This is a genomic window from Candidatus Burkholderia verschuerenii, from assembly GCF_001189365.1.
Lineage (GTDB): Bacteria > Pseudomonadota > Gammaproteobacteria > Burkholderiales > Burkholderiaceae > Caballeronia > Caballeronia verschuerenii.
Genome location: NZ_LFJJ01000001.1, coordinates 43,422 through 61,777, shown reverse-complemented (window position 1 = coordinate 61,777; position 18,356 = coordinate 43,422). Strand labels below are relative to the sequence as shown.

19 protein-coding genes and 2 pseudogenes are annotated in these 18,356 nt (G+C 61.4%); 10 read left to right on the top strand and 11 right to left on the bottom strand.

Annotation, left to right across the window (positions count from 1 at the left end):
- Positions 1-3: 3 nt before the first annotated feature.
- Together pqqE and BVER_RS00275 are read left to right on the top strand one after the other, a co-directional pair.
- Positions 4-1,194, top strand: coding sequence for a pyrroloquinoline quinone biosynthesis protein PqqE (gene pqqE, locus BVER_RS00280; RefSeq protein ID WP_050451425.1), 1,191 nt, complete (start codon positions 4-6; stop codon positions 1,192-1,194).
- Positions 1,191-1,892 (top strand): response regulator transcription factor, encoded by a 702-nt coding sequence (locus BVER_RS00275; RefSeq protein ID WP_050451423.1) that lies wholly within the window; start codon positions 1,191-1,193, stop codon positions 1,890-1,892. Before pqqE ends, BVER_RS00275 begins: the two co-directional genes overlap by 4 nt.
- Here the strand turns inward: BVER_RS00275 and BVER_RS00270 are convergent.
- Positions 1,811-2,842 carry an ATP-binding protein gene (locus BVER_RS00270; protein WP_050451420.1) on the bottom strand — a complete coding sequence of 344 codons (1,032 nt, stop codon included), beginning with the start codon at positions 2,840-2,842 and terminating at the stop codon, positions 1,811-1,813. The two genes, BVER_RS00275 and BVER_RS00270, sit on opposite strands and share 82 nt — an antisense overlap.
- 176 nt (positions 2,843-3,018) lie before the next feature.
- On the opposite strand from BVER_RS00270, the gene BVER_RS00265 reads away from it, so the two are divergent.
- Positions 3,019-5,361 (top strand): TonB-dependent receptor, encoded by a 2,343-nt coding sequence (locus tag BVER_RS00265; protein ID WP_050451418.1) that lies wholly within the window; start codon positions 3,019-3,021, stop codon positions 5,359-5,361.
- Between the two features lie 3 nt (positions 5,362-5,364).
- Here BVER_RS00265 and BVER_RS00260 read toward each other — a convergent pair whose 3' ends face one another.
- The 4 genes from BVER_RS00260 to BVER_RS00245 form a co-directional block, all read right to left on the bottom strand.
- Entirely contained in the window at positions 5,365-6,348 is a 984-nt protein-coding gene (locus tag BVER_RS00260; RefSeq protein WP_198155101.1) for a glycosyltransferase family 2 protein, read from the bottom strand.
- 136 nt (positions 6,349-6,484) lie between these two features.
- Positions 6,485-6,895, bottom strand: a complete 411-nt coding sequence (locus BVER_RS00255; protein WP_050451414.1) for a hypothetical protein — start codon at positions 6,893-6,895, stop codon at positions 6,485-6,487.
- Between the two features lie 120 nt (positions 6,896-7,015).
- Positions 7,016-8,062 (bottom strand): beta-propeller fold lactonase family protein, encoded by a 1,047-nt coding sequence (locus BVER_RS00250; protein WP_083451983.1) that lies wholly within the window; start codon positions 8,060-8,062, stop codon positions 7,016-7,018.
- 161 nt (positions 8,063-8,223) lie between these two features.
- Positions 8,224-8,763 carry a DUF3280 domain-containing protein gene (locus tag BVER_RS00245; protein ID WP_050451409.1) on the bottom strand — a complete coding sequence of 180 codons (540 nt, stop codon included), beginning with the start codon at positions 8,761-8,763 and terminating at the stop codon, positions 8,224-8,226.
- A 167-nt stretch (positions 8,764-8,930) separates the two neighbouring features.
- Between BVER_RS00245 and BVER_RS00240 the strand changes: the two genes are divergently transcribed.
- From BVER_RS00240 to BVER_RS29715, 3 genes are all read left to right on the top strand, one after another.
- The gene (locus BVER_RS00240) at positions 8,931-9,254 is read left to right on the top strand and encodes a hypothetical protein (RefSeq protein WP_050451406.1); all 324 of its coding nucleotides are present in this window, start codon (positions 8,931-8,933) and stop codon (positions 9,252-9,254) included.
- 11 nt (positions 9,255-9,265) lie between these two features.
- Entirely contained in the window at positions 9,266-9,640 is a 375-nt protein-coding gene (locus BVER_RS00235) for a VOC family protein (RefSeq protein WP_232316318.1), read from the top strand.
- A 344-nt stretch (positions 9,641-9,984) separates the two neighbouring features.
- Positions 9,985-10,233, top strand: coding sequence for a hypothetical protein (locus tag BVER_RS29715; RefSeq protein ID WP_083451982.1), 249 nt, complete (start codon positions 9,985-9,987; stop codon positions 10,231-10,233).
- A 23-nt stretch (positions 10,234-10,256) separates the two neighbouring features.
- Here BVER_RS29715 and BVER_RS00230 read toward each other — a convergent pair whose 3' ends face one another.
- Positions 10,257-10,844 carry a DnaJ domain-containing protein gene (locus BVER_RS00230; protein ID WP_050451401.1) on the bottom strand — a complete coding sequence of 196 codons (588 nt, stop codon included), beginning with the start codon at positions 10,842-10,844 and terminating at the stop codon, positions 10,257-10,259.
- 160 nt (positions 10,845-11,004) lie between these two features.
- Between BVER_RS00230 and BVER_RS00225 the strand changes: the two are divergent.
- The 3 genes and pseudogenes from BVER_RS00225 (at position 11,005) to BVER_RS00215 (ending at position 13,759) form a co-directional block, all read left to right on the top strand.
- A pseudogene (locus BVER_RS00225) lies at positions 11,005-11,550 on the top strand (phosphonate degradation HD-domain oxygenase).
- 115 nt (positions 11,551-11,665) lie between these two features.
- A complete protein-coding gene (locus tag BVER_RS00220) occupies positions 11,666-13,111 on the top strand; it encodes an MFS transporter (RefSeq protein WP_050451535.1) in 1,446 nt (481 codons plus the stop codon).
- 69 nt (positions 13,112-13,180) lie between these two features.
- On the top strand, positions 13,181-13,759 hold the full coding sequence (locus BVER_RS00215; protein ID WP_050451399.1) for a transglycosylase SLT domain-containing protein: 579 nt from the start codon (positions 13,181-13,183) through the stop codon (positions 13,757-13,759).
- A 96-nt stretch (positions 13,760-13,855) separates the two neighbouring features.
- Here the strand turns inward: BVER_RS00215 and BVER_RS00210 are convergent, their stop codons facing one another.
- Together BVER_RS00210 and BVER_RS00205 are read right to left on the bottom strand one after the other, a co-directional pair.
- Positions 13,856-14,242 carry a hypothetical protein gene (locus tag BVER_RS00210; protein WP_050451397.1) on the bottom strand — a complete coding sequence of 129 codons (387 nt, stop codon included), beginning with the start codon at positions 14,240-14,242 and terminating at the stop codon, positions 13,856-13,858.
- A 107-nt stretch (positions 14,243-14,349) separates the two neighbouring features.
- Positions 14,350-14,700, bottom strand: a complete 351-nt coding sequence (locus tag BVER_RS00205; protein WP_050451396.1) for a hypothetical protein — start codon at positions 14,698-14,700, stop codon at positions 14,350-14,352.
- Between the two features lie 569 nt (positions 14,701-15,269).
- On the opposite strand from BVER_RS00205, the gene egtD reads away from it, so the two are divergent.
- Positions 15,270-16,238: an L-histidine N(alpha)-methyltransferase gene (egtD, locus tag BVER_RS00200; protein ID WP_050451394.1), complete on the top strand. Its 969-nt coding sequence runs from the start codon at positions 15,270-15,272 to the stop codon at positions 16,236-16,238.
- Positions 16,239-16,250: 12 nt separating this feature from the next.
- Here egtD and BVER_RS00195 read toward each other — a convergent pair whose 3' ends face one another.
- From BVER_RS00195 to BVER_RS36420, 3 genes and pseudogenes are all read right to left on the bottom strand, one after another.
- Positions 16,251-16,547, bottom strand: a complete 297-nt coding sequence (locus tag BVER_RS00195) for an acylphosphatase (RefSeq protein ID WP_050451392.1) — start codon at positions 16,545-16,547, stop codon at positions 16,251-16,253.
- A gap of 62 nt (positions 16,548-16,609) precedes the next feature.
- Positions 16,610-17,749 (bottom strand): hybrid sensor histidine kinase/response regulator, encoded by a 1,140-nt coding sequence (locus BVER_RS00190; protein WP_050451534.1) that lies wholly within the window; start codon positions 17,747-17,749, stop codon positions 16,610-16,612.
- Positions 17,750-17,980: 231 nt separating this feature from the next.
- A pseudogene (locus BVER_RS36420) lies at positions 17,981-18,289 on the bottom strand (chemotaxis protein CheB); the annotation flags it as partial.
- Positions 18,290-18,356: the final 67 nt, after the last annotated feature.

Sequence of the window (18,356 nt, the reverse complement as noted above, 5' to 3'; positions counted from 1 at the left end):
GATATGACCGACTTGTCCGTTCCCACTGCAAAGCCCGAACACGAAGGCGTCGCCATTCCGCCGCCGCTATGGCTGCTCGCGGAACTGACCTATCGATGCCCGCTGCATTGCGTGTTCTGCTACAACCCGACGAATTACGCGGAGCACAATCGCGAACTCGACACGGCGCAATGGATAGACGTGCTGCGTCAGGCGCGCGAACTCGGCGCGGCGCAACTCGGCTTTTCCGGCGGCGAACCGCTGCTGCGCGACGATCTCGAAACGCTCGTCGCCGAGGCGCGCAAGCTCGGTTTCTATACGAATCTGATCACGTCGGGAATCGGGCTGACGGACAAACGGCTCGGCGCGTTGAAAGAGGCCGGGCTCGATCATATCCAGTTGTCGTTTCAGGACTCCACGCAAGAGCTCAACGACTTTCTCTCGCATACGAAGACCTTCGATCTGAAGAATCGCGTCGCTAAGCTCATCAAGGCGCACGACTTTCCGATGGTCCTCAATTGCGTGCTGCATCGCTATAACCTGCCACATATCGGACGCATCATCGATATGGCGCTCGAGATGGGCGCAGAGTATCTCGAACTCGCGAACACGCAGTACTACGGCTGGGCGCATGCGAATCGCGCGCAACTCATGCCGACCGGCGATCAACTGAAAGAAGCGGAAGCGATCGTCGAGCGCTACAGGAAAGAGATCGGCGACAAGTGTAAGATCTTCTTCGTCGTGCCCGATTACTACGAGACGCGTCCCAAGCGTTGCATGAACGGCTGGGGACAAGTGTTTCTCGGCATTGCGCCGGACGGTGCGGCCTTGCCGTGTCACACCGCGCGCGCGCTGCCGGGCCTCACGTTTCCGAACGTCACCGAAACTTCCGTGCGCGAAATCTGGTACGAGAGCGATGCGTTCAATCGCTTTCGCGGCTTCGGCTGGATGAAAGAACCCTGCAGAAGCTGCGACGAGAAAACCATCGATCTAGGCGGATGCCGTTGTCAGGCGTATCTGCTGACGCAAGACCCGGCGAATGCCGATCCCGTCTGCGATAAGTCGCCGCATCACGAGCGCGTGATCGAAGTGGTGCGTGCCGCGTCGACACGTCAGGAGCCGCAAGAGCAACCGATCGTCTTCCGCAACGATGCGAATTCGAGGCGCTTCGCCGAACGAGCAAGCCCACAGGAAGGGGGAGAGAAAACACCATGATTCACGATATATCCGTGCTGCTGGTGGACGATCACGCCGTCGTGCGTGAAGGCTATAAGCGTTTGCTCGAACTGAGTCCCGACGTGAACGTCGCGGACGAAGCGGCGAATGCATCGGAGGCGTATCAGAAGTTCTGCGCGCTGCAGCCGGATGTCGTGGTGATGGATCTGGCCTTGCCGGGCGCGAGCGGTATCGAGGCGATGCGGCGCATGCTCGCGCGCGAACCGCAGGCGCATGTGCTGATCTTCAGCGTGCATGAAGAAGCGATCTTCGTGCGACGCGCGCTCGATGCCGGCGCGCGCGGCTACGTGACCAAGGCGAGCGCGCCCGATGTGCTCGTCGAAGCCGTGCGATCGGTGGCGCGGCGCGTGTCGTATCTCAGTCCCGATGTATCGCAGGCGCTTGCGTTGCGCGCGAGCATTCAGGACGGACGGCAATTGTCGAAGCGCGAATTCGAAGTGCTGCGTCTGCTCGTGCAGGGCTATACGTTGCCGAGCATCGCCGAGAAACTCGGTTTGAGTCAGAAGACCGTGGCGAATCATCAATCGGTGATACGGCAGAAATTCGGCGCGGACAACGGCGTGCAACTCGCGCAGATCGCCAATCGTTTAGGGCTTCATTTCGCGGACTTTGCGGCGTCGTCGGATCTTTCGTTCAGATCGTTCGGGCCTGCGGTCGGCAACGGCACGCCCGCCTGAACCGGCACGCGCGCGCAAAACAAAAAACCCTCGCCAGGACGGCTCGCGAGATGAAACTCGCCGCCGAGCGCTTCCACGCGCTCGCGCATGCCGATCAGACCGAGCCCTTTACGCGGCTTCGACAGATTGACGCCGGAACCGTCATCGGTCATGGTCACGACAATTTCGCCCGGACCGCGCGCCAGGTAGATTTCCACATGCGCATCGCGCGCGAACTTCGACACGTTCGTCAATCCTTCCTGCACCAGCCGATACAGCGTGATGTTGAGCGCATCGCTCAGATTGTCGAACTCGCCTTCGACGGCAAGCGTGAAGGCCGCATCTGGCAAGCGCTCGCGCCAGCCGTCCACGCAGTGTTCGAGCGCCGTCGGCAAGCCGAATTCGTCGAGCCCGATCGGACGCAGCTTGCGGATCATGCCGCCGATTTCGCGATACACATGCGTCGCGCTTTGCATCAGCGCCAGCGACAGGCGATGAATCTCCGCTTCGCGTTGCGCCGATAAGTCGCGGATGCGCCCTGCATCGAGCGATATCGCATTGAGGTACTGACCCAACTCGTCGTGCAGTTCGCGCGCGAGATGACGGCGCTCGGTTTCCTGTGCGGCGATGGCCTGACTCGCCAGCCGCCGATTCTCCGCCAGCAGATGCTCCGCCTCTTCTTCGAGCGCGCGGCGACGTCGCGCTTCACGCTGCGCTTCCTGATAGCGCCGCCATGCAAACCACGCGCAACCTACTGCCAGCACCAGCATGGTCGCGGGTAATTCGTCGAGTTGAAAACGTTCAGCGCGACGCGTCCAGTGATACGCCCACTCGCTGAAATCGAAGCGCGCGAACAGCATGCCGGCCACCACCGTGACGGCGATCACGCAAGCGAAGTCGCGCCACACCGTCGAGTGCGGCGAGCGTGGACGCGAAGTATCCGCGTGCGTGGGGAGGGAGTCGGATGGCATCACGGAAGTATTCTACGCATGCGGCACTCGCGCGGTGCGTGCTTAAAAAGACGTTTGGGAACGCTTCCCTGTGCGATCGGGAAAAGCTCCCGGTCCTTTAGCGAATTCTTATGCGACGCTTTCATTGAAACAACATCCATCGAATAAGCAATAAAAAACATTCTTAGGAGGAGACGATGAAGAGCATGCCTCGTCAGGGCAAACCCGCGCATCCGTTCAAACCCCGAGCCGGTTTGCAGCTCGTGTTCGGAGGCGCGTTCGCAAGCATGACTGTCGGTGCATGGGCTCAGGCGCCGAGCGCCCCCGACCCCGCATCAGGTGCTACGCCTGTCGCCGCCGCGAGCGCGCCGCCTAACGTCGAGTTGCCCAATATCGTGGTGGTCGGCACGACGCCTTTAGTGGGCGTCGGCACGCCGCTGGAAAAAGTGCCCGCCAACGTGCAGACGATCAAGGGCGGCCAGATCGATGCACAGCATCCGCCGACCATCACCGATTATTTGCAGAAGAACGTCGGCAGCGTGGATATCAACGATGCGCAAGGCAATCCTTCGCAAGCGGATATTCTTTATCGCGGCTTTACCGCATCGCCCTTGCTCGGCACGCCGCAAGGCCTGTCGGTGTTTCTCGATGGCGTGCGCGTCAACGAACCGTTCGGCGATGTCGTCAATTGGGATCTGATTCCGCAAGCCGCGATTCAGACCATGCAGATCATCCCCGGTTCGAATCCGACCTTCGGTCTCAATACGCTGGGCGGCGCGATTGCGGTGCAGACCAAGAATGGCCGCAGTAATCCGGGCGGCAATGTGGATGTGGGCTTCGGCTCGTTCGGACGCAAGTATGCGCAGATCGAGCAAGGCGGCGTAATCGGCGATCATCTCGACTATTACTTCACGGCGAATATCACCAACGACAACGGCTGGGCCGATCACAATTCGAGCCGCCTGCGTCAGGCCTTCGGCAAGATTCGCTACACCGATTCCGATACGACGATCTCCGTGTCGATGGGCGGCGCGGACAACACGCTGAACGGCTCGCAGACCATTCCGCGTTCGTTCATGGACAACTTCCGGCAAGCCTATACGTTTCCAGATATGAACGAAAACCAGCTCGGCTATCTGACCATCAACGCGGAACATTACTTCACGCCGAACGTGCAATTGAGCGGCAACCTCTATTACCGGCACTATCGCAACAAGAATGTGAGCAGCAACGTCAACGACGACTTCGATCCGAACGGCGACGATGCCGACGAACTCACGCAGGCCTTCAACGATCAATCGGTGATCGTCACCGACAGCTACGGCGCGAGCATGCAGCTCACGCTGCTCAATAAACTGTTCGGCAAGGATAACCAACTGATTGTCGGTGCGGCGGGCGACTTCGCGAATTCGCACTTCACGCAGGCATCGCAGGCGGCGGAGTTCACCGACAGCCGCGCAACCATCGGCACGGGGCCGTTCGTGCCCGACACCGATGCGAAGACGCGCAACGAGAACTGGGGCATCTACTTCGAGAACACCTTCTCCTTCACTGAGCAATGGTCGATGACGCTCGCGGGCCGCTATAACTGGGCCAAGGCGACCATTGGCGATGAAAGCGGTGTGCAACCGCTGCTCGATGGAAACCACACGTTCTCGCGTTTCAATCCGGCCATCGGCTTCAACTGGAATCCGACGCCGTGGTTCACCGCGTATGCCACCTATAACGAAGGCATGCGCTCGCCGACCGCAATCGAACTGGCCTGCGCGGACCCGAACGCGCCGTGCTCGCTGTCGAACGATTTCATCGCAGATCCGGATCTCAAGCCGGTGATCTCGAAGACTTTCGAGATCGGCGCGCGCGGACGCATCGGCGCGCATACGCAATGGAGCGCGGCCGCGTACAGCACGACGCTCACCGACGAAATCCAGTTTGTCAGCAGCCAGGGCGCGGCCAGCACGCTCGGCTATTTCCAGAACGTGGGCAAGACGCGTCGTCAGGGTTTCGAACTCGCGGGACGCACGCAATGGGGCGCGTTGAGCGTGGCCGCGAGCTACAGCTATGTCAATGCGACGTATCGTTCGACCTGGACGAAAAGCAGCGCGAGCAATTCGAGCGCGGACGACGACGGCAATATCACCGTGCACTCGGGCGACCGCATACCGGGCATTCCGGCCAATACGGTGGAGCTGCGTCTGGACTACAACGTGTTCCCGCAATGGAACGTGGGCACGAACATGACGTATCGCAGCAACATCTTCGCGCGCGGCGACGAAAACAATCAGGACGTGAACGGCAGTGTCGCCGGTTATTTCCTGATCGATCTCGACACCACGTACAACGTCACCAAGCAGTTTCAGGTCTATGCAACGGTCAAGAACCTGTTGAACAAGCGCTACGCCAACTTCGCGATTCTCGGCGAGAACTTCTTCAACGGTCCGAACCATACCTTCAACGGCGCCGATACCGTCAACGAGCAGTTCCTCGGCGTGGGCGCGCCGCGCGGCGTGTGGGTGGGGATGCGATACGCGTGGAAGTGATGCTCAACGGTCTTTCAGTTCGGCCAGCGTATTGCCGATCACGCGGTGGCAGAAGAACTTTTCTTCGTCACCGCGTGGAATCGTTTGAGCCGATGCGCGCCATTTCCGGTCGAGCAGGTCCACCATGCGATATTCCAGCTCCTTTGCGCTCACGCCCCAGCGCTGATCGATGCGCGACAACGCGACGCCCGCCGCGCGATACAGCGACATTAGCACGTAGAGATCGGGCTCGGGCTGCAGCGGGTTCTCGAGCAATGTGCATAGCCGCTCGATATCCACTCCCGTCAGTCGCGGAAAGTACGCCTGAAAAATCCGCGCGAACAGCCGCGCTTTTGCGGTGTTCAAGCGCGCGATATTCAGGTTCAGCGACGTCATCCCCTGATGGACCCGATACCGCGTCAGCGCTTCCGGCAGATTGGCGAAGCGCGCGCCCTGCAGCATGCATTCGAACCAGAAACCGAGATCATCAACGATGTCCAGATTCGGGTCATAGCGAATGCCGAAGCGCTCGACGAACTCTCGCCTCATCATCACGCTCGGATTGGCGAGATAAGCCGCGCCGATGATGAAGCGCGCCTTGATCTCCGCGTCCTCGAGCGGAAACGAACTGGTCGTGTGATCGTCGCCGAAATGCTGAATCTGCGTGCCGAGCACGGTGATCTCGGGATGCGCATCGAGAAACGCGGCCTGCTTGCTCAGACGATCCGGCAGCGCGATGTCATCGTGGTCGATACGCGCGATGTACTCTCCGCGACACAGCGAAAACGCCCGATTCGCATTGCTGGCGCGACCCTGATTATGTTCGAGCGCGAAGATGCGAATGCGTGAGTCGTTCAGCCCGCGCGCGAGTTCGAGCGTATCGTCCTTGCTGGCGTCGTCGAGCAAGAGAATTTCGAAGTCCGCATCTTGCTGCAAGAGCGACCGAAGTGTTTCGACGATATGCCTGCTGGCGTTATAAGTAGGAACGACAACGGAGATTTTCGGCATGGCGCGTGATCGGCTGGTTCGTTGAACAATGCAACCCGCTACACGGGTACAGCCATGCATTGTCTGCCAGCGAGCAAGACGCAATGTCAAAGAAGGTCGATGCTTCCCGCCTCGCGTGGCCGACAGAAACGAACGCTCAACGCGGCCGGAACGGATACACCTTCGCCGGCCGCCGTTGCTGCAAATCCGCGAGATAGTTCTCGACGAAGCGGCCGAGCGCGTTAGCCTTGAGTTGTTCGAGCATGCGCATCGCGTCGCTGGGCGATTCAGGCCCTAGCACGAGCGCGCCCACGCCGAGTTCGCCGAGCCGCGCGACCATCGCGCAGGACGAGAGCGAGCCGGAATCGAAGAGGCGGATCGCCTCGATGGCTTCGTCTTCGAGTTCGATGTCGACATCCGTGCACGGATCGAAACGAAACGCGCCGTTCTTGTCGACGAAACCGGGCAACCAACTGCAGTTGCCCTTGCTTCCCTGCGCCGCGACGAGCAAGCGCTTGCGTGCAGGTACGTCCGAGATTTCCTGAAATGCCGCAGCCAAGGTGAGCATGATGGACCTCGTTGCGGAGCCTACGCCGATACTATCAGCGCCCATGCCAGCGTCGTGTCCCGGATCATGCAACGATGCGCGGCACAAAACGAAACGGCCGCGCTTTTCGACCTACGCGTATCAGCGTCCGACGATCGATCCCGCGCTCTGCGGATACGTCACGATGCCCCAGGCAAGCGGCAAATCACCGATCTGCTTCACCTCATCATAGCTCGATGCATCGAGTACGTAGACCGCGTTGGAACGTCCGCACGCAAGCAGGATCTTCGCGCCATCGGGCGTGAAGCTGAAGTGCCAGCAACGCTGACCGACGGTGACGTCCTTCATGTGCTCGTAGGTGGTGCCGTCGAACACCTGCAAGGTCTTGTCGCGCGCGGCGGCGACGATCAGATGCTTGCCCGACGGATCGAACGAGATGCCGTACGGACCCATCTTCGTATCGACGGTCTTCACGATCTTCATGCTGCCGGCATCGAGCACGACGAACTTGTTGGTATTCTCAAGCGTCACGACATACTGCTTGCCGCCGGGCGCCGCCTTGATGCCACGCGGACGCGAACCCTTCGGCAGATGCACCGTGCGCACCGGCTTGCCCGTGCCGACGCGATACACCGACACCGTATCGTCGCCTTCGTTGGTGACGAGGAACTGCTTGCTATCGGGCGAGAACTCGACGCCTTCGGTCTCGTGTCCGCTCTTGACCGAATGCGTGACCTTCATCGTCTTCAGATCGACGATGGCGATTTCGGCCGGCGGCGAGTTGGCATCGTCGTCGTCCTTTTCGGGCTGGCCCGGCTTGGGCGGTCTGCCGCTTTCGCCCGGCTCGTACGTCACATACGCATAGCCGCCGTACACGCGCACGAATTCCGGGTTCTTGCCGATATTCACGCGGCGCGTGATCTTGCCCGTCGACGTATCGATCTCCGACAGATCGCTCGTCTCCTTGTTGGCGGTATAAAGACGCGTGCCGTCCTTGTTGAGGCTCAGTCCGCGCGGACCGTCGCGGCCGTTGTCGAACATCGTCTTCATCGACAGATCGCTCAGGTCGATCACGCCGACGCCGGCCTTCTCGCTCGTGACATAGGCGGTTGCGGCATGCACCGCGCCCGCGCTCAACGCGAGCATCGATGCGCAGGCGATAGCGATCGCCCTGAATCTGACTTGCATGGTCGTCTCCGGCAATTTCGTTTCGATTATTCGTCAAGCAACGGGCGAAGCGTCGCCCGTGCGAACGCACGTGCCTCTTGAGGAAACTTAGCCCAAGACGCGTTGTGCTGGCAATGTCGAAGGACGGGAGAAATTCCCGAATTCGCCCTCGCGCGTCGGTGTCAGCGCGTGGCCGAGGGATCGGCGGCGACGAGATCGATCAGCGCCTTGCCCGCGCGCTGCCACGAGAGGTCGGTGTTGCCGCGCATATCGACAGAGCGCTGGAACACGGCCTTGCCGTTCGATGCATCTTCCACGCGCAGGTTGATGTTGAGGATCAGGTTGCTGATCTTCTGCACCCAGCAGACGCCGACGCGCGATACACCTAGCTGCTTCGCGACGCGCAATTCGCAGCCGTTGCACGCGCTCATGTCCTGCGTGCTGCGCAACGATGCGATGAGCTCGTTCGCCGGCGCGTTATCAGTCACGTCGAACAGCGCGCGCTGGCGCAGATCGTCGCGCAGCGCGTTGCTGATCATCGCGAGGCGTTGGGCTTGCGTGCGATTCGTCGCGTCGTCGTTATAGGCGGCGTTATCGTCGATCAGCGTGCAGTCGAGCAGCGCGATCGATGGACGCGCACCTTCCGCGCGTGCATCGGCAAGCGACAACACGACGAGCACGCACGACACGAAAAAAAGCGGCAAGCGATCGGCAAATGGCATGGTTGGGGTCTCGCGTTGAATGCTGCATGACGATAACGCGGATTTACCATACCGTCCGCGCGCGCAGCGATCAAGCAATCGGCAAGCCTCGATTCGCAAGACGTTTGCCGCCGCGTTCAAGGCGGAGTAACGTTGATCCTTGAGCGATTGCTCTAAAGGAGGCGACCATGCCTGACGATTCCGCTCAATGGCGCGTGTTCGATTACGAAGGCTTCGAGATACACGTGCTGCCTCAGCTCAAGGCGACGCCCGAGCACGCCGCGCCGCGCGACTCGGACCGCTACGTGTATATCGGCCACGTCTGTCGGCACGGCGCGAACGCGCGTGAACCCGGCGAAGCCGTACACTTCCACGCGGACGGCGACGACGCGTTCAAACGCGAGGAAGACGCCGTCGACGAAGCACGACATATCGGCCGCGCGATCATCGACGGCACGCATCCGGATTTGTCCGTGTTGCCGATCGTGTCGCATCACCATCATCCCGGATGACGCAAGCACGCATGAACGAACCCGAAGACGACGACGTACGCATCGAAAGCCTGAGCACCATCACGTTCGCCACGCACGACATGGCGCGCTCGGTGCGCTTCTATGAAACGCTGGGCTTTCGCATCGTCTACGGCGGCGCGAACGAGGCGTTCACGTCGTTTGCGTTCGGCTCGTCGTTTCTCAACATCACCAGCGAAACGCACGGCCCGATCCAATGGTGGGGCCGCGTGATCATCTACGTCTCCGATGTAGACGCGTTTTATCGCCGGGCGATATCGCGCGGTATCGAGCCGCAATTCGCCCCGCGCGATGCGCCCTGGAACGAGCGCTATTTTCATCTCACCGACCCCGACGGCCACGAACTCAGCTTCGCGCGTCCGCTTTGAAACGCATCGGCCGGGCATGCCGTTCGCTTGAAAAAGAGTGGCGGCTAACGCACGCATCGGCCTTTTGATATGACCGTTCGCGTACATACCGCTGCATCGCATTCCCTGACGATGCAGTCGTACCGTGCTGCGCGTTCAGCGTGAAAGCAACATGACGATTGAGTTATTAAACGTCTGTTGCTATTTCGCAAAACGCCTGACAGCGCGCGCACGACGGGCGTAGAGTTCAAGTGCTTTGTCAGGAAAGTGGTGCGTTGCGGCACGTAATTTCGTGATCCGGGCTTAAAGCCGATGACGGCACAAGCCGTTTACCTGGACATGGAAGCCGCGTGTGGAGACTTTTGATGAAGAGCGCGTACGAGCAGTCCCTTCGATACCAGGTAGAAAAGTGGCTTGCGCCGGGCAGCATTCCGGTTCACGTCACCCAGTTCAGTCGCACCCGCGCCGATCGCCGGCGCTTTGTCCGGGTCGAGACATTTCATGGCGCGGCGTCTCGTGCCCTGTTTTTCTTCCGTCATGACGACGGACACTGGTGCCCTTATCCGCCCGCGCGCGAGCAGCGCAATATGTGCAGCGAACGCCTGGCGGCTTGATCGAAACGCTGATGTAGCGAAAGTTAAAGCTTCAGGTTGTTGAGAAACTGGAACCACATCGCACCGAGCGGATTGACATGAGCGGCGTCGGCGGTTTCCTTCACTTTCTCGCGTGGCATGTCGTTGTGGTCGCTGTCGTCGCGTTGGGCGTGAGCCGCATTGCGCGACTCGTGTAGCGCGATGGCGCTGTCCGCGATCTGCTGCGCCGATGCCTCGTCGCAATCGCGGCCGAGCAATACGCCGAACACCACATCACGATTATGGCCACGCGATGCGAATTGCATGGCCAGCGCAATCCGTTCCCTGTAGATCGCCTCTCGCGCTTCGCGCTCCTGTGCTTCGCGTGCATCGCGTTCGGCTTCTTCCTGCTTCTTTTGCGCGTTCCAGCGCTCCATTTCTTCCGCGAAAATGCGGTCGTAGACCGCGCGTTGCCCGGCATCGGACAGAATCGCGTACGCGTCCTTTATTTCGAGGAATTCCGCGCGCGCGGCTTCTTCGTTGCCGGCATTACGATCGGGATGGCAACGCATCGCGGCCTTGCGATACGCGCGTTTGATTTCATCGTCGGAGGCGTGCTCGCTCACGCCCAGCGTTTCGTATAACGTCGCCATGCTCGCGTTCGGTGGATGCAGTCGCGAAGATGCTATCACGCGAAATTTGTCACCTTATTTGTCACGTTTATGCGCGCGTCGCCATGATTCCGTCATACTGGGGCGCGAGAATCCCGCGTCCGCCACCCGCGTCCGCCACCCGCACCCACGCATTCCTACGATGGCTTTATCCCTTTCCCACATTCAACATCTGTTCGATCGATACGGCTCGATCGCGTATAGCGGCGAACCGGTCAGCCAGCTGCAACACGCGTTGCAGACCGCATCGCTCGCGGAAGACACGGGCGCAGCGCCGGAACTGATCGTCGCGGGTCTGCTGCACGATCTCGGGCATCTGCTCAATCTGCAAGGCGAAACGCCGACCGAACGCGGAATCGACGATCTGCATCAATACTTCGCGCTGCCGTTTCTGCGCCCGATGTTCTCCGATGCCGTGCTCGAGCCGATTCGCCTGCACGTCGACGCCAAGCGCTGCCTGTGCGCGATCGATGCGTCGTATCACGCGAAGCTGTCGGCCGATTCGGTGCGGAGTCTGTAATTGCAAGGCGGCGTGTTCAGCGATGAAGACGCGCAGGCGTTCCTCGCCAAACCCTACGCGGAAGATGCGCTCGCGCTGCGCCGCTGGGACGATCAGGCGAAAGACGCGCAGCGCATCACGCCCGATCTGGCTCACTATATGGACATCGTGACGCGCGTCGCGCATTAAGTTAAGCGGCAACCTGCGTTGCGAAAGAGGGATCGAGTAGACTGCGAAACATGTCCTCGCCCTCACTTAGACACGCCTTGCAAGTAGCCTTCAAACGGCCGGCGTGCAGCGCGCCGTGAAAGGCGGCAACTTCCGCATCACCGCCGCCGTCGTAGCTTCCGCGCTATTCATGCAGAACATGGATGGCACCATCGTCGCCACCGCGATTCCGACGATGGCGCGCGATCTCCACATCGAAACCGTCCATCTCAGCAGCGCGATCACGGCCTATCTCGTCGCGCTGACCGTCTTCATTCCCGCCAGCGGCTGGGTCGCCGATCGCTTCGGCGCGCGGCGCGTGTTCATGTGGGCGATCGCCACGTTCACGCTGGCATCGATCGCGAGCGCGGCGGCGACATCGCTGCCGCAACTGATCGCGGCGCGCATCGTGCAAGGTCTCGGCGGCGCGATGATGGTGCCCGTCGGCCGCCTGATCCTGTTTCGCGGCGTCAAGCGCGAAGAACTGCTTCAGGCGACGACCTGGCTCACGATGCCCGCGCTCGTCGGTCCGCTGCTCGGTCCGCCGCTCGGCGGCTTTCTCACCGATGCACTATCGTGGCGCAGCATCTTCTGGGTTAACGTGCCGGTCGGGATCGTCGGGCTTTTTCTGACGTGGAAGCTGCTGCCGCCGTCGACGCCCGAGCATCGCACGCCGCCCGATCTACGCGGCATGTTGCTGTCGGGTGCATCGCTGACGCTGTTCATGATCGGCATCGAAAGCGCCGGGCGCGGCGTGTTGCCGGCGGGCGCGCCGTGGATCTGCGTTGCCGTCGGGCTGCTGCTGTTTCGCGTGACCGTGCTCCATTGCCGCAAGGTCGAGAATCCGGCGATCGACTTTTCGCTGCTGTCGATTCCGACCTTCCACGCCGCCACCGTCGCGGGCAGCCTGTTCCGTGCAGGCGCTGGCGCGCTGCCGTTTCTCGTGCCGCTCACCTTGCAGACGGGCTTCGGCTATAGCGCGACGAACAGCGGCCTCATCACGTTCGCGAGCGCGCTCGGCTCGTTCTGCATGCGCCCGATGACCGCCACCGCCCTGCGCCATTTCTCCGTGCGCACCGTGCTGTGCGCGGGCAGCGTCTGCTTTGCGGCCGTGCTGGCCGTCTGTTCGTTGATGTCGCAAGCGTGGCCTGCGTCGGCCATCTTCGTGCTGCTGCTGATCGGCGGACTCGGCCGATCGCTCAGTTTCGCGACCATGGGCGCGCTCGCTTTCGCCGACGTGCCCAAGCCGCGCCTCGCCGCCGCGACGTCTTTTCAGGGCACCGCGCAGCAGTTGATGAAGGCGGTCGGAGTCACGGTCGCGGCCGGCACCATCCAGGCGACGATGCTCGTTTCGGGCAGCACGCACACCGAGCGCTGGCAGCTCGCGTGCGGTTTTATCGCTACGGCCGCCGTCGTGCTCGCGTCGCTGCCGATGTTCCTGCGCCTTTCCGTCGAAGCCGGCGCCGGCATTTCAGCGCCGACGCCGAAGCGCGCCGAGCGCACGTTATCCCTACCGATTCGTAAAATATTTCATCATATTTAAGACAAGTCCATGATCCACAAGGGAAATTTATGCATATATAATGCGGCTTCGCCTTGATTCGTACGACCGATGCGCCGTCAAATTCTTCTACTCTTACTGTCGATCAGCCTCACGCAAGCCGCCGTCGCGCAAGGAAGCGCCCAGCCGGCCAGCGACGCCTACGCGCAAGACGCAACGACACAAGACCAGAAGACCCAGCAGGCCAGTCACAAGATTTCGGAAATGATCGCGCGCAAGTTCGGCGTGGCGCGTGAAAAGGCTCAGACCATCGCGGCGGCGGTCATGTCGTCCGCCTCGCGGTACTCGCTTCCTCCCGCGCTGCTGCTCGCCATTATCTCGATCGAATCGCGTTTCAAGGAAACGGCAAAGGGCCCGAACAATGCGTCCGGGTTGATGCAGGTCGTGCCGTCGGCGCACAAGACCCTCGTGCGCAATCTCGATTTATACGACCCGGAAGACAATATCGCCGCAGGTTCGGCGATTCTGAACGGTTATCTGAAAACCGCTCAAGGCGACGTCGATTCCGCGCTGAAAAGTTACGGCGGATCGCGTGCTTATGCCGAGAAAGTCAGTTTGCGTGTGAAGTCGTTCGAATCGGCCACCACGCCTGACGTCGGACCCGTTCTGGTGTCCGCGCCAGCGCAATAAAGCCGCTTACATATTTCTATTTCTAGTTGCGCGCCGCCGCGTGGCGGATGCCGCAGTCTTGCCCGGCGATCGCACCCGCATGCGCGCTCAGGCAAATCAATAGCCCTTCTGCGTCGACGTGCCGCCGTTCGAATTCATGCCGTTCGAATTCATCTGGTTGTTCGGCGCGCCCTGATTCTGCATCGTCCCGCTGCCGCCGTTCATGGTGCCGTTGCCCATGCCGCTCTTGACGCCGGTGCCTATCGTGCCGTCCTGCGAGCCGCCCACGCCGGTGCCGTTCATGCCGACACCCGGGCCGCCCTTGCCGGCAGCGCCCGAGCCTGCGCCGGTTGCGCCATTACCGCCCGCGCCCGCCGAGCCCATGCCCGCGCCGCCGCCTGCTCCACCGCCACCGCCCGCACCGCCGCCGGCCTGCGCATAAACGCCGCCCGACAAGCCGAGCACCAACGCGGAAATCACTAGCTTCTTCGTAGTCGAGTTCATTGCGAGTCTCCATGTTGCGTTTCATTCGAAGCGGCTAGAGCGCCGCTTCGTCCGCAAGAGTGATAGCGCAATGGGCGTGCCGCGCGATCGATCGTCAATCCCGTCAATCAATAGCCATACGCCGCCGGCGCGCACTGCACATAGGCGTGGCGATAGTTGTCGTAGCAGGTGCCCGGGGGCGGCGCGGGTTGCGCATAAGCCGGTTGGGCGTAGGCCTGCTGGACATACGCGGGTTGCTGATACACCGGTTGGGCATAGGTCGGCTGCGCATTGGCCACCGATGTCACGAGCGCGCCCAGCATCGCGCCGCCGATCAGCGCACCGACGATTGCGCCGCCGTTGCCGCCGCCGTGCCCGCCGCCGCCATGACGACCCCAGTCGCCGCGTCCGTGCGCCGATGCCTGTCCGGCCACGGTGAGACTACCGATCATCAACAAGACAAGTGCTGCGCGTTTCATGAGCTTCTCCTATCCCCGTTTGCCGGGTTGATGGAAATAATCTTAAGCAAATGGCTAAGAAACAAGTGCAGCAGTTGGTAACTGTGGAGTTCAACGCTTACAAAGTCGCTAAAGACAAATTAGTTCGGATATCGAATTAAAAGGTGTGAATGTAACAAAACCTTAAGGCGTCGTTACACTTGGACGCGTGGTCTGCGCGACTTTCGATGAACGCGCATAATGCCCGCATCGCGCGCATTTCGAACGTCCGCTTAAGCGGAATTTCATCGCCCGCTTCAAACATTTCTGGCGGCGTGCCCGCTTTTTGCTATCTCACTCTCCACATCTGCGATCCATCGCGGTGAATTTTCGCGTGAACTTTATCGATTGCGCGCGAGTCCCTTGATCCTCAGATGACTTGAACCGGTCACGTTGATCGGCCACGCTAACCACGCTCGCGGCTCAGTGTCTTTTTAATTGGGCCCGTCATATTTGCCTCGTTTGTTCAACGTCATTGCATCCGACGCATCGCACGCCGTGTCGCCGCTCAGCGCGACGCACGATAAAAACGCAGCATCGATGGAGACGTCATGACTCAACCTGCCCTGTCGCCCCGTTTTCCCAATGCCTTCGCCGAGGCCGTGAATGTCGGCCTCTCCAAGCAGCCGCAGAAAGAGCTGCCTTCGATGTATCTGTATGACGAAGTCGGCTCCGCGCTGTTCGAAGTCATCACCGCGTTGCCGGAATACGGCGTGACGCGCGCCGAGGAACGCGTGCTGAAGGCGCACGCCGCCGATATCGTCGCCGCGATGCCGGGCAACGTGACCATCGCCGAACTCGGCAGCGGCAGCGGCCGCAAGACGCGCCGCATTCTCGAGGCGCTGTCGAGAAAGCAACCTACCGCTTACCATCCGATTGAAATTTCGCACACGGCCTTGCAGTTGTGCCGCCGCGAACTGGGCGATATCGAGCGTTTGTCGATCGTCGGACACGAGCGCGATTATCTCGCCGGACTCGCCGAAGTCTACGCGAAGCGCAAGGAAGGCGAGCGTCTTCTGGTGCTGTTTCTTGGCAGCACGATCGGCAACTTCGCGCGCCTCGCCGCGACCAAGTTTCTGCGCTCGATTCGCGGCATGTTGAAGCCCGGCGACGGCCTCTTGCTCGGCACCGATCTGATCAAGCCGCTACCGATGCTGATCGCTGCGTACGACGATCCCATCGGCGTGACGGCCGCGTTCAATCTGAATCTGCTGGCGCGGATCAATCGCGAGCTGGGCGGCGACATTCCCATCGACGCGTTCGAGCATGTCGCGCGTTTCAATCCGGATGTGCGCAGCATCGAAATGCATTTGCGGGCCAAGCGCGCCGTGAGCGTGCGCGTGCGCGGCGCGGATTTGCGCGTCGATTTCCGCGAAGGCGAAACGATCTGGACGGAAAGCAGCCACAAATATTCGGCTGAAGAAGTCGCGCCGATTGCCGCCGATGCGGGCTTCGAATGCACGCATCAATGGCGCGACGAAGAATGGCAGTTTGCGGAGAGTTTGCTGATCGCGCGATGATTGCGCAATGAGTCAGTGCTGCTCGAAGCGCTCGTAACGCTTCTCGACGTGGCGCTCTTCGATCTGATAATCGGTGACGCGGGCCAGCGGCGGTCCGCGTCGCAGCCATTCGAGCATCAGATCGACCTGATTCGCCGCGCCCTGCATGACGGCTTCGACCGAGCCGTCATCGAGATTGGCCACCCAGCCGCGCACGCCGAGCGCATGCGCCTTTCTGACAGTGTGATGCCGAAAGCCGACGCCCTGCACCACGCCTCGCACGCGCACATAGTAGGTTTCGATCCTCGAATCGAGATCCGGACCGGACATCGCGTATTCCCCTTCAGTTGTCATTCATAGGCCGCATTGTAGACAGCCCGGGCGATGTCCACTCAACTGAGTCTGAACGGCTGCGCCATATCCGCATGCTCGCCCGCGCGCGGATGCGGCACGCGCGGCAGCGTCACTTCGAACAGCGTGCCCGCGCCGGCGGTCGAATGCGCGCTCACATCGCCGCCGTGCATCTGCGCGATTTCGCGCGTGATGTATAGCCCGAGGCCCAGTCCGCTCGACTCGCTCGGGCGTCGTCCGGAGCGATACGGCGCGAAAATGGTCGGCAGGACATCGGCGGGAATTTCGCCAGCGTTCTGCACGACGATCACGACATCGTCGACGCGGCCTTCGAGCCGCACCTGAATCGCCGAGCCTTCGAGCCCGTGCTGCAACGCATTGCCGATAAGATTCGAAAACACTTGCGAAAGCAGGTCGCCATCGCCGTGCAAAAGCGTATCGCCTTGCGGCAGGATGAACATGCGCCCCTTGCCGACCCGCGCCTCGTATTCCTCGACGATATTCTTCGCGAGCGTCATCAGATCGACGGCGCGCGGTTGCAGCACCACGCGTCCGCCGCGCAGGCGCGCGAGGTTCAGCAACTGATCGACCATCCGCACCATGCGCATGCCGCTCGACTTGATGCGTCCGCCGATATTCGCGACGTTCTCGTCCTTCACGAAGCGCGACAGATATTCCGCCGATGCGATCACCGCGCTCAACGGCGTGCGCAGATCGTGACCGAGCACGGCCATCAGCATTTCGTTTGCATCGAGCAGTTGCTGCACGGTCGCGAGTTGCGTCGCGAGCTGCTGCTTCTGGCGCTCCATGTGAATGAACACGTCGACCTTCGAATTGAGGATGCGCGAATCGAACGGCTTGTAGAGAAAATCGACCGCGCCCGCTTCGTAGCCGCGAAACGTGCGGTTCGCGTCCTGCGCCGTCGCCGTCAGAAAGATGATCGGCACGTGCGCGGTGCGCGGGCTGCCGCGCATCAGTTCGGCGAGTTCGAAACCATCCATGCCGGGCATGTTGACGTCGAGAATCGCGAGCGCGATTTCGTGCTTGAGCAAGAGCTCGAGCGCGGCCGGACCCGATTCGGCCTTGAGCACCGACAGATCGGGCCGCGCCAGCGATGCTTCCAGCGCGGTGATGTTGTTGCGGATGTCGTCGACGATCAGCACATGGATGGGTTGCGTCATCAAGTGACTCCTTGCCTGCCTTATTCGTTGCGGCCGATGCAGCGGGCCAGCCGCATCGCCATGTCGTCCAGCGTCAGCACTTCGTGCCGCGCGCATTCGCCGATGGCCGCGAGCGGCATCGATGACGCGCCCGCCGTGTGCGGGTCCTGCACCCAGCACGCGCCGCCTGCATCGCAGATCGCGCGCGCCGCGTGCGCCGTCGTCGTTCGCGCCCGACAGCACGATGCCGAGCAGATGTTCGCCATACGCGTGCGCGGCCGATTCGAACAGCACGTCGACCGACGGCCGCGAAAAGCGCACCGGCGGATCGACCGACAACGCAATTGCCGGCGACGCGCCGTTTTCCGCTTCGACCATCATGTGATACCCCGGCGGCCCGAAATACGCGGTGCCGCGCGCGATCACGTCCTTGTCGAACGGCTCGACGACCTTCAGCGCGCAGCGCTCCGCGAACAGCGTCGGCAGCAGGCTCGGCTGCCCTTGCCGCACATGCATGACGATCAGCACCGGCGGCGCGATATCGCGTTGCAGGGCGGGCATCAGATGACTCAGCGCCTCGACGCCGCCCGCCGATGCGCCGATCACGATCGCGCCGAATCTCTGTTCT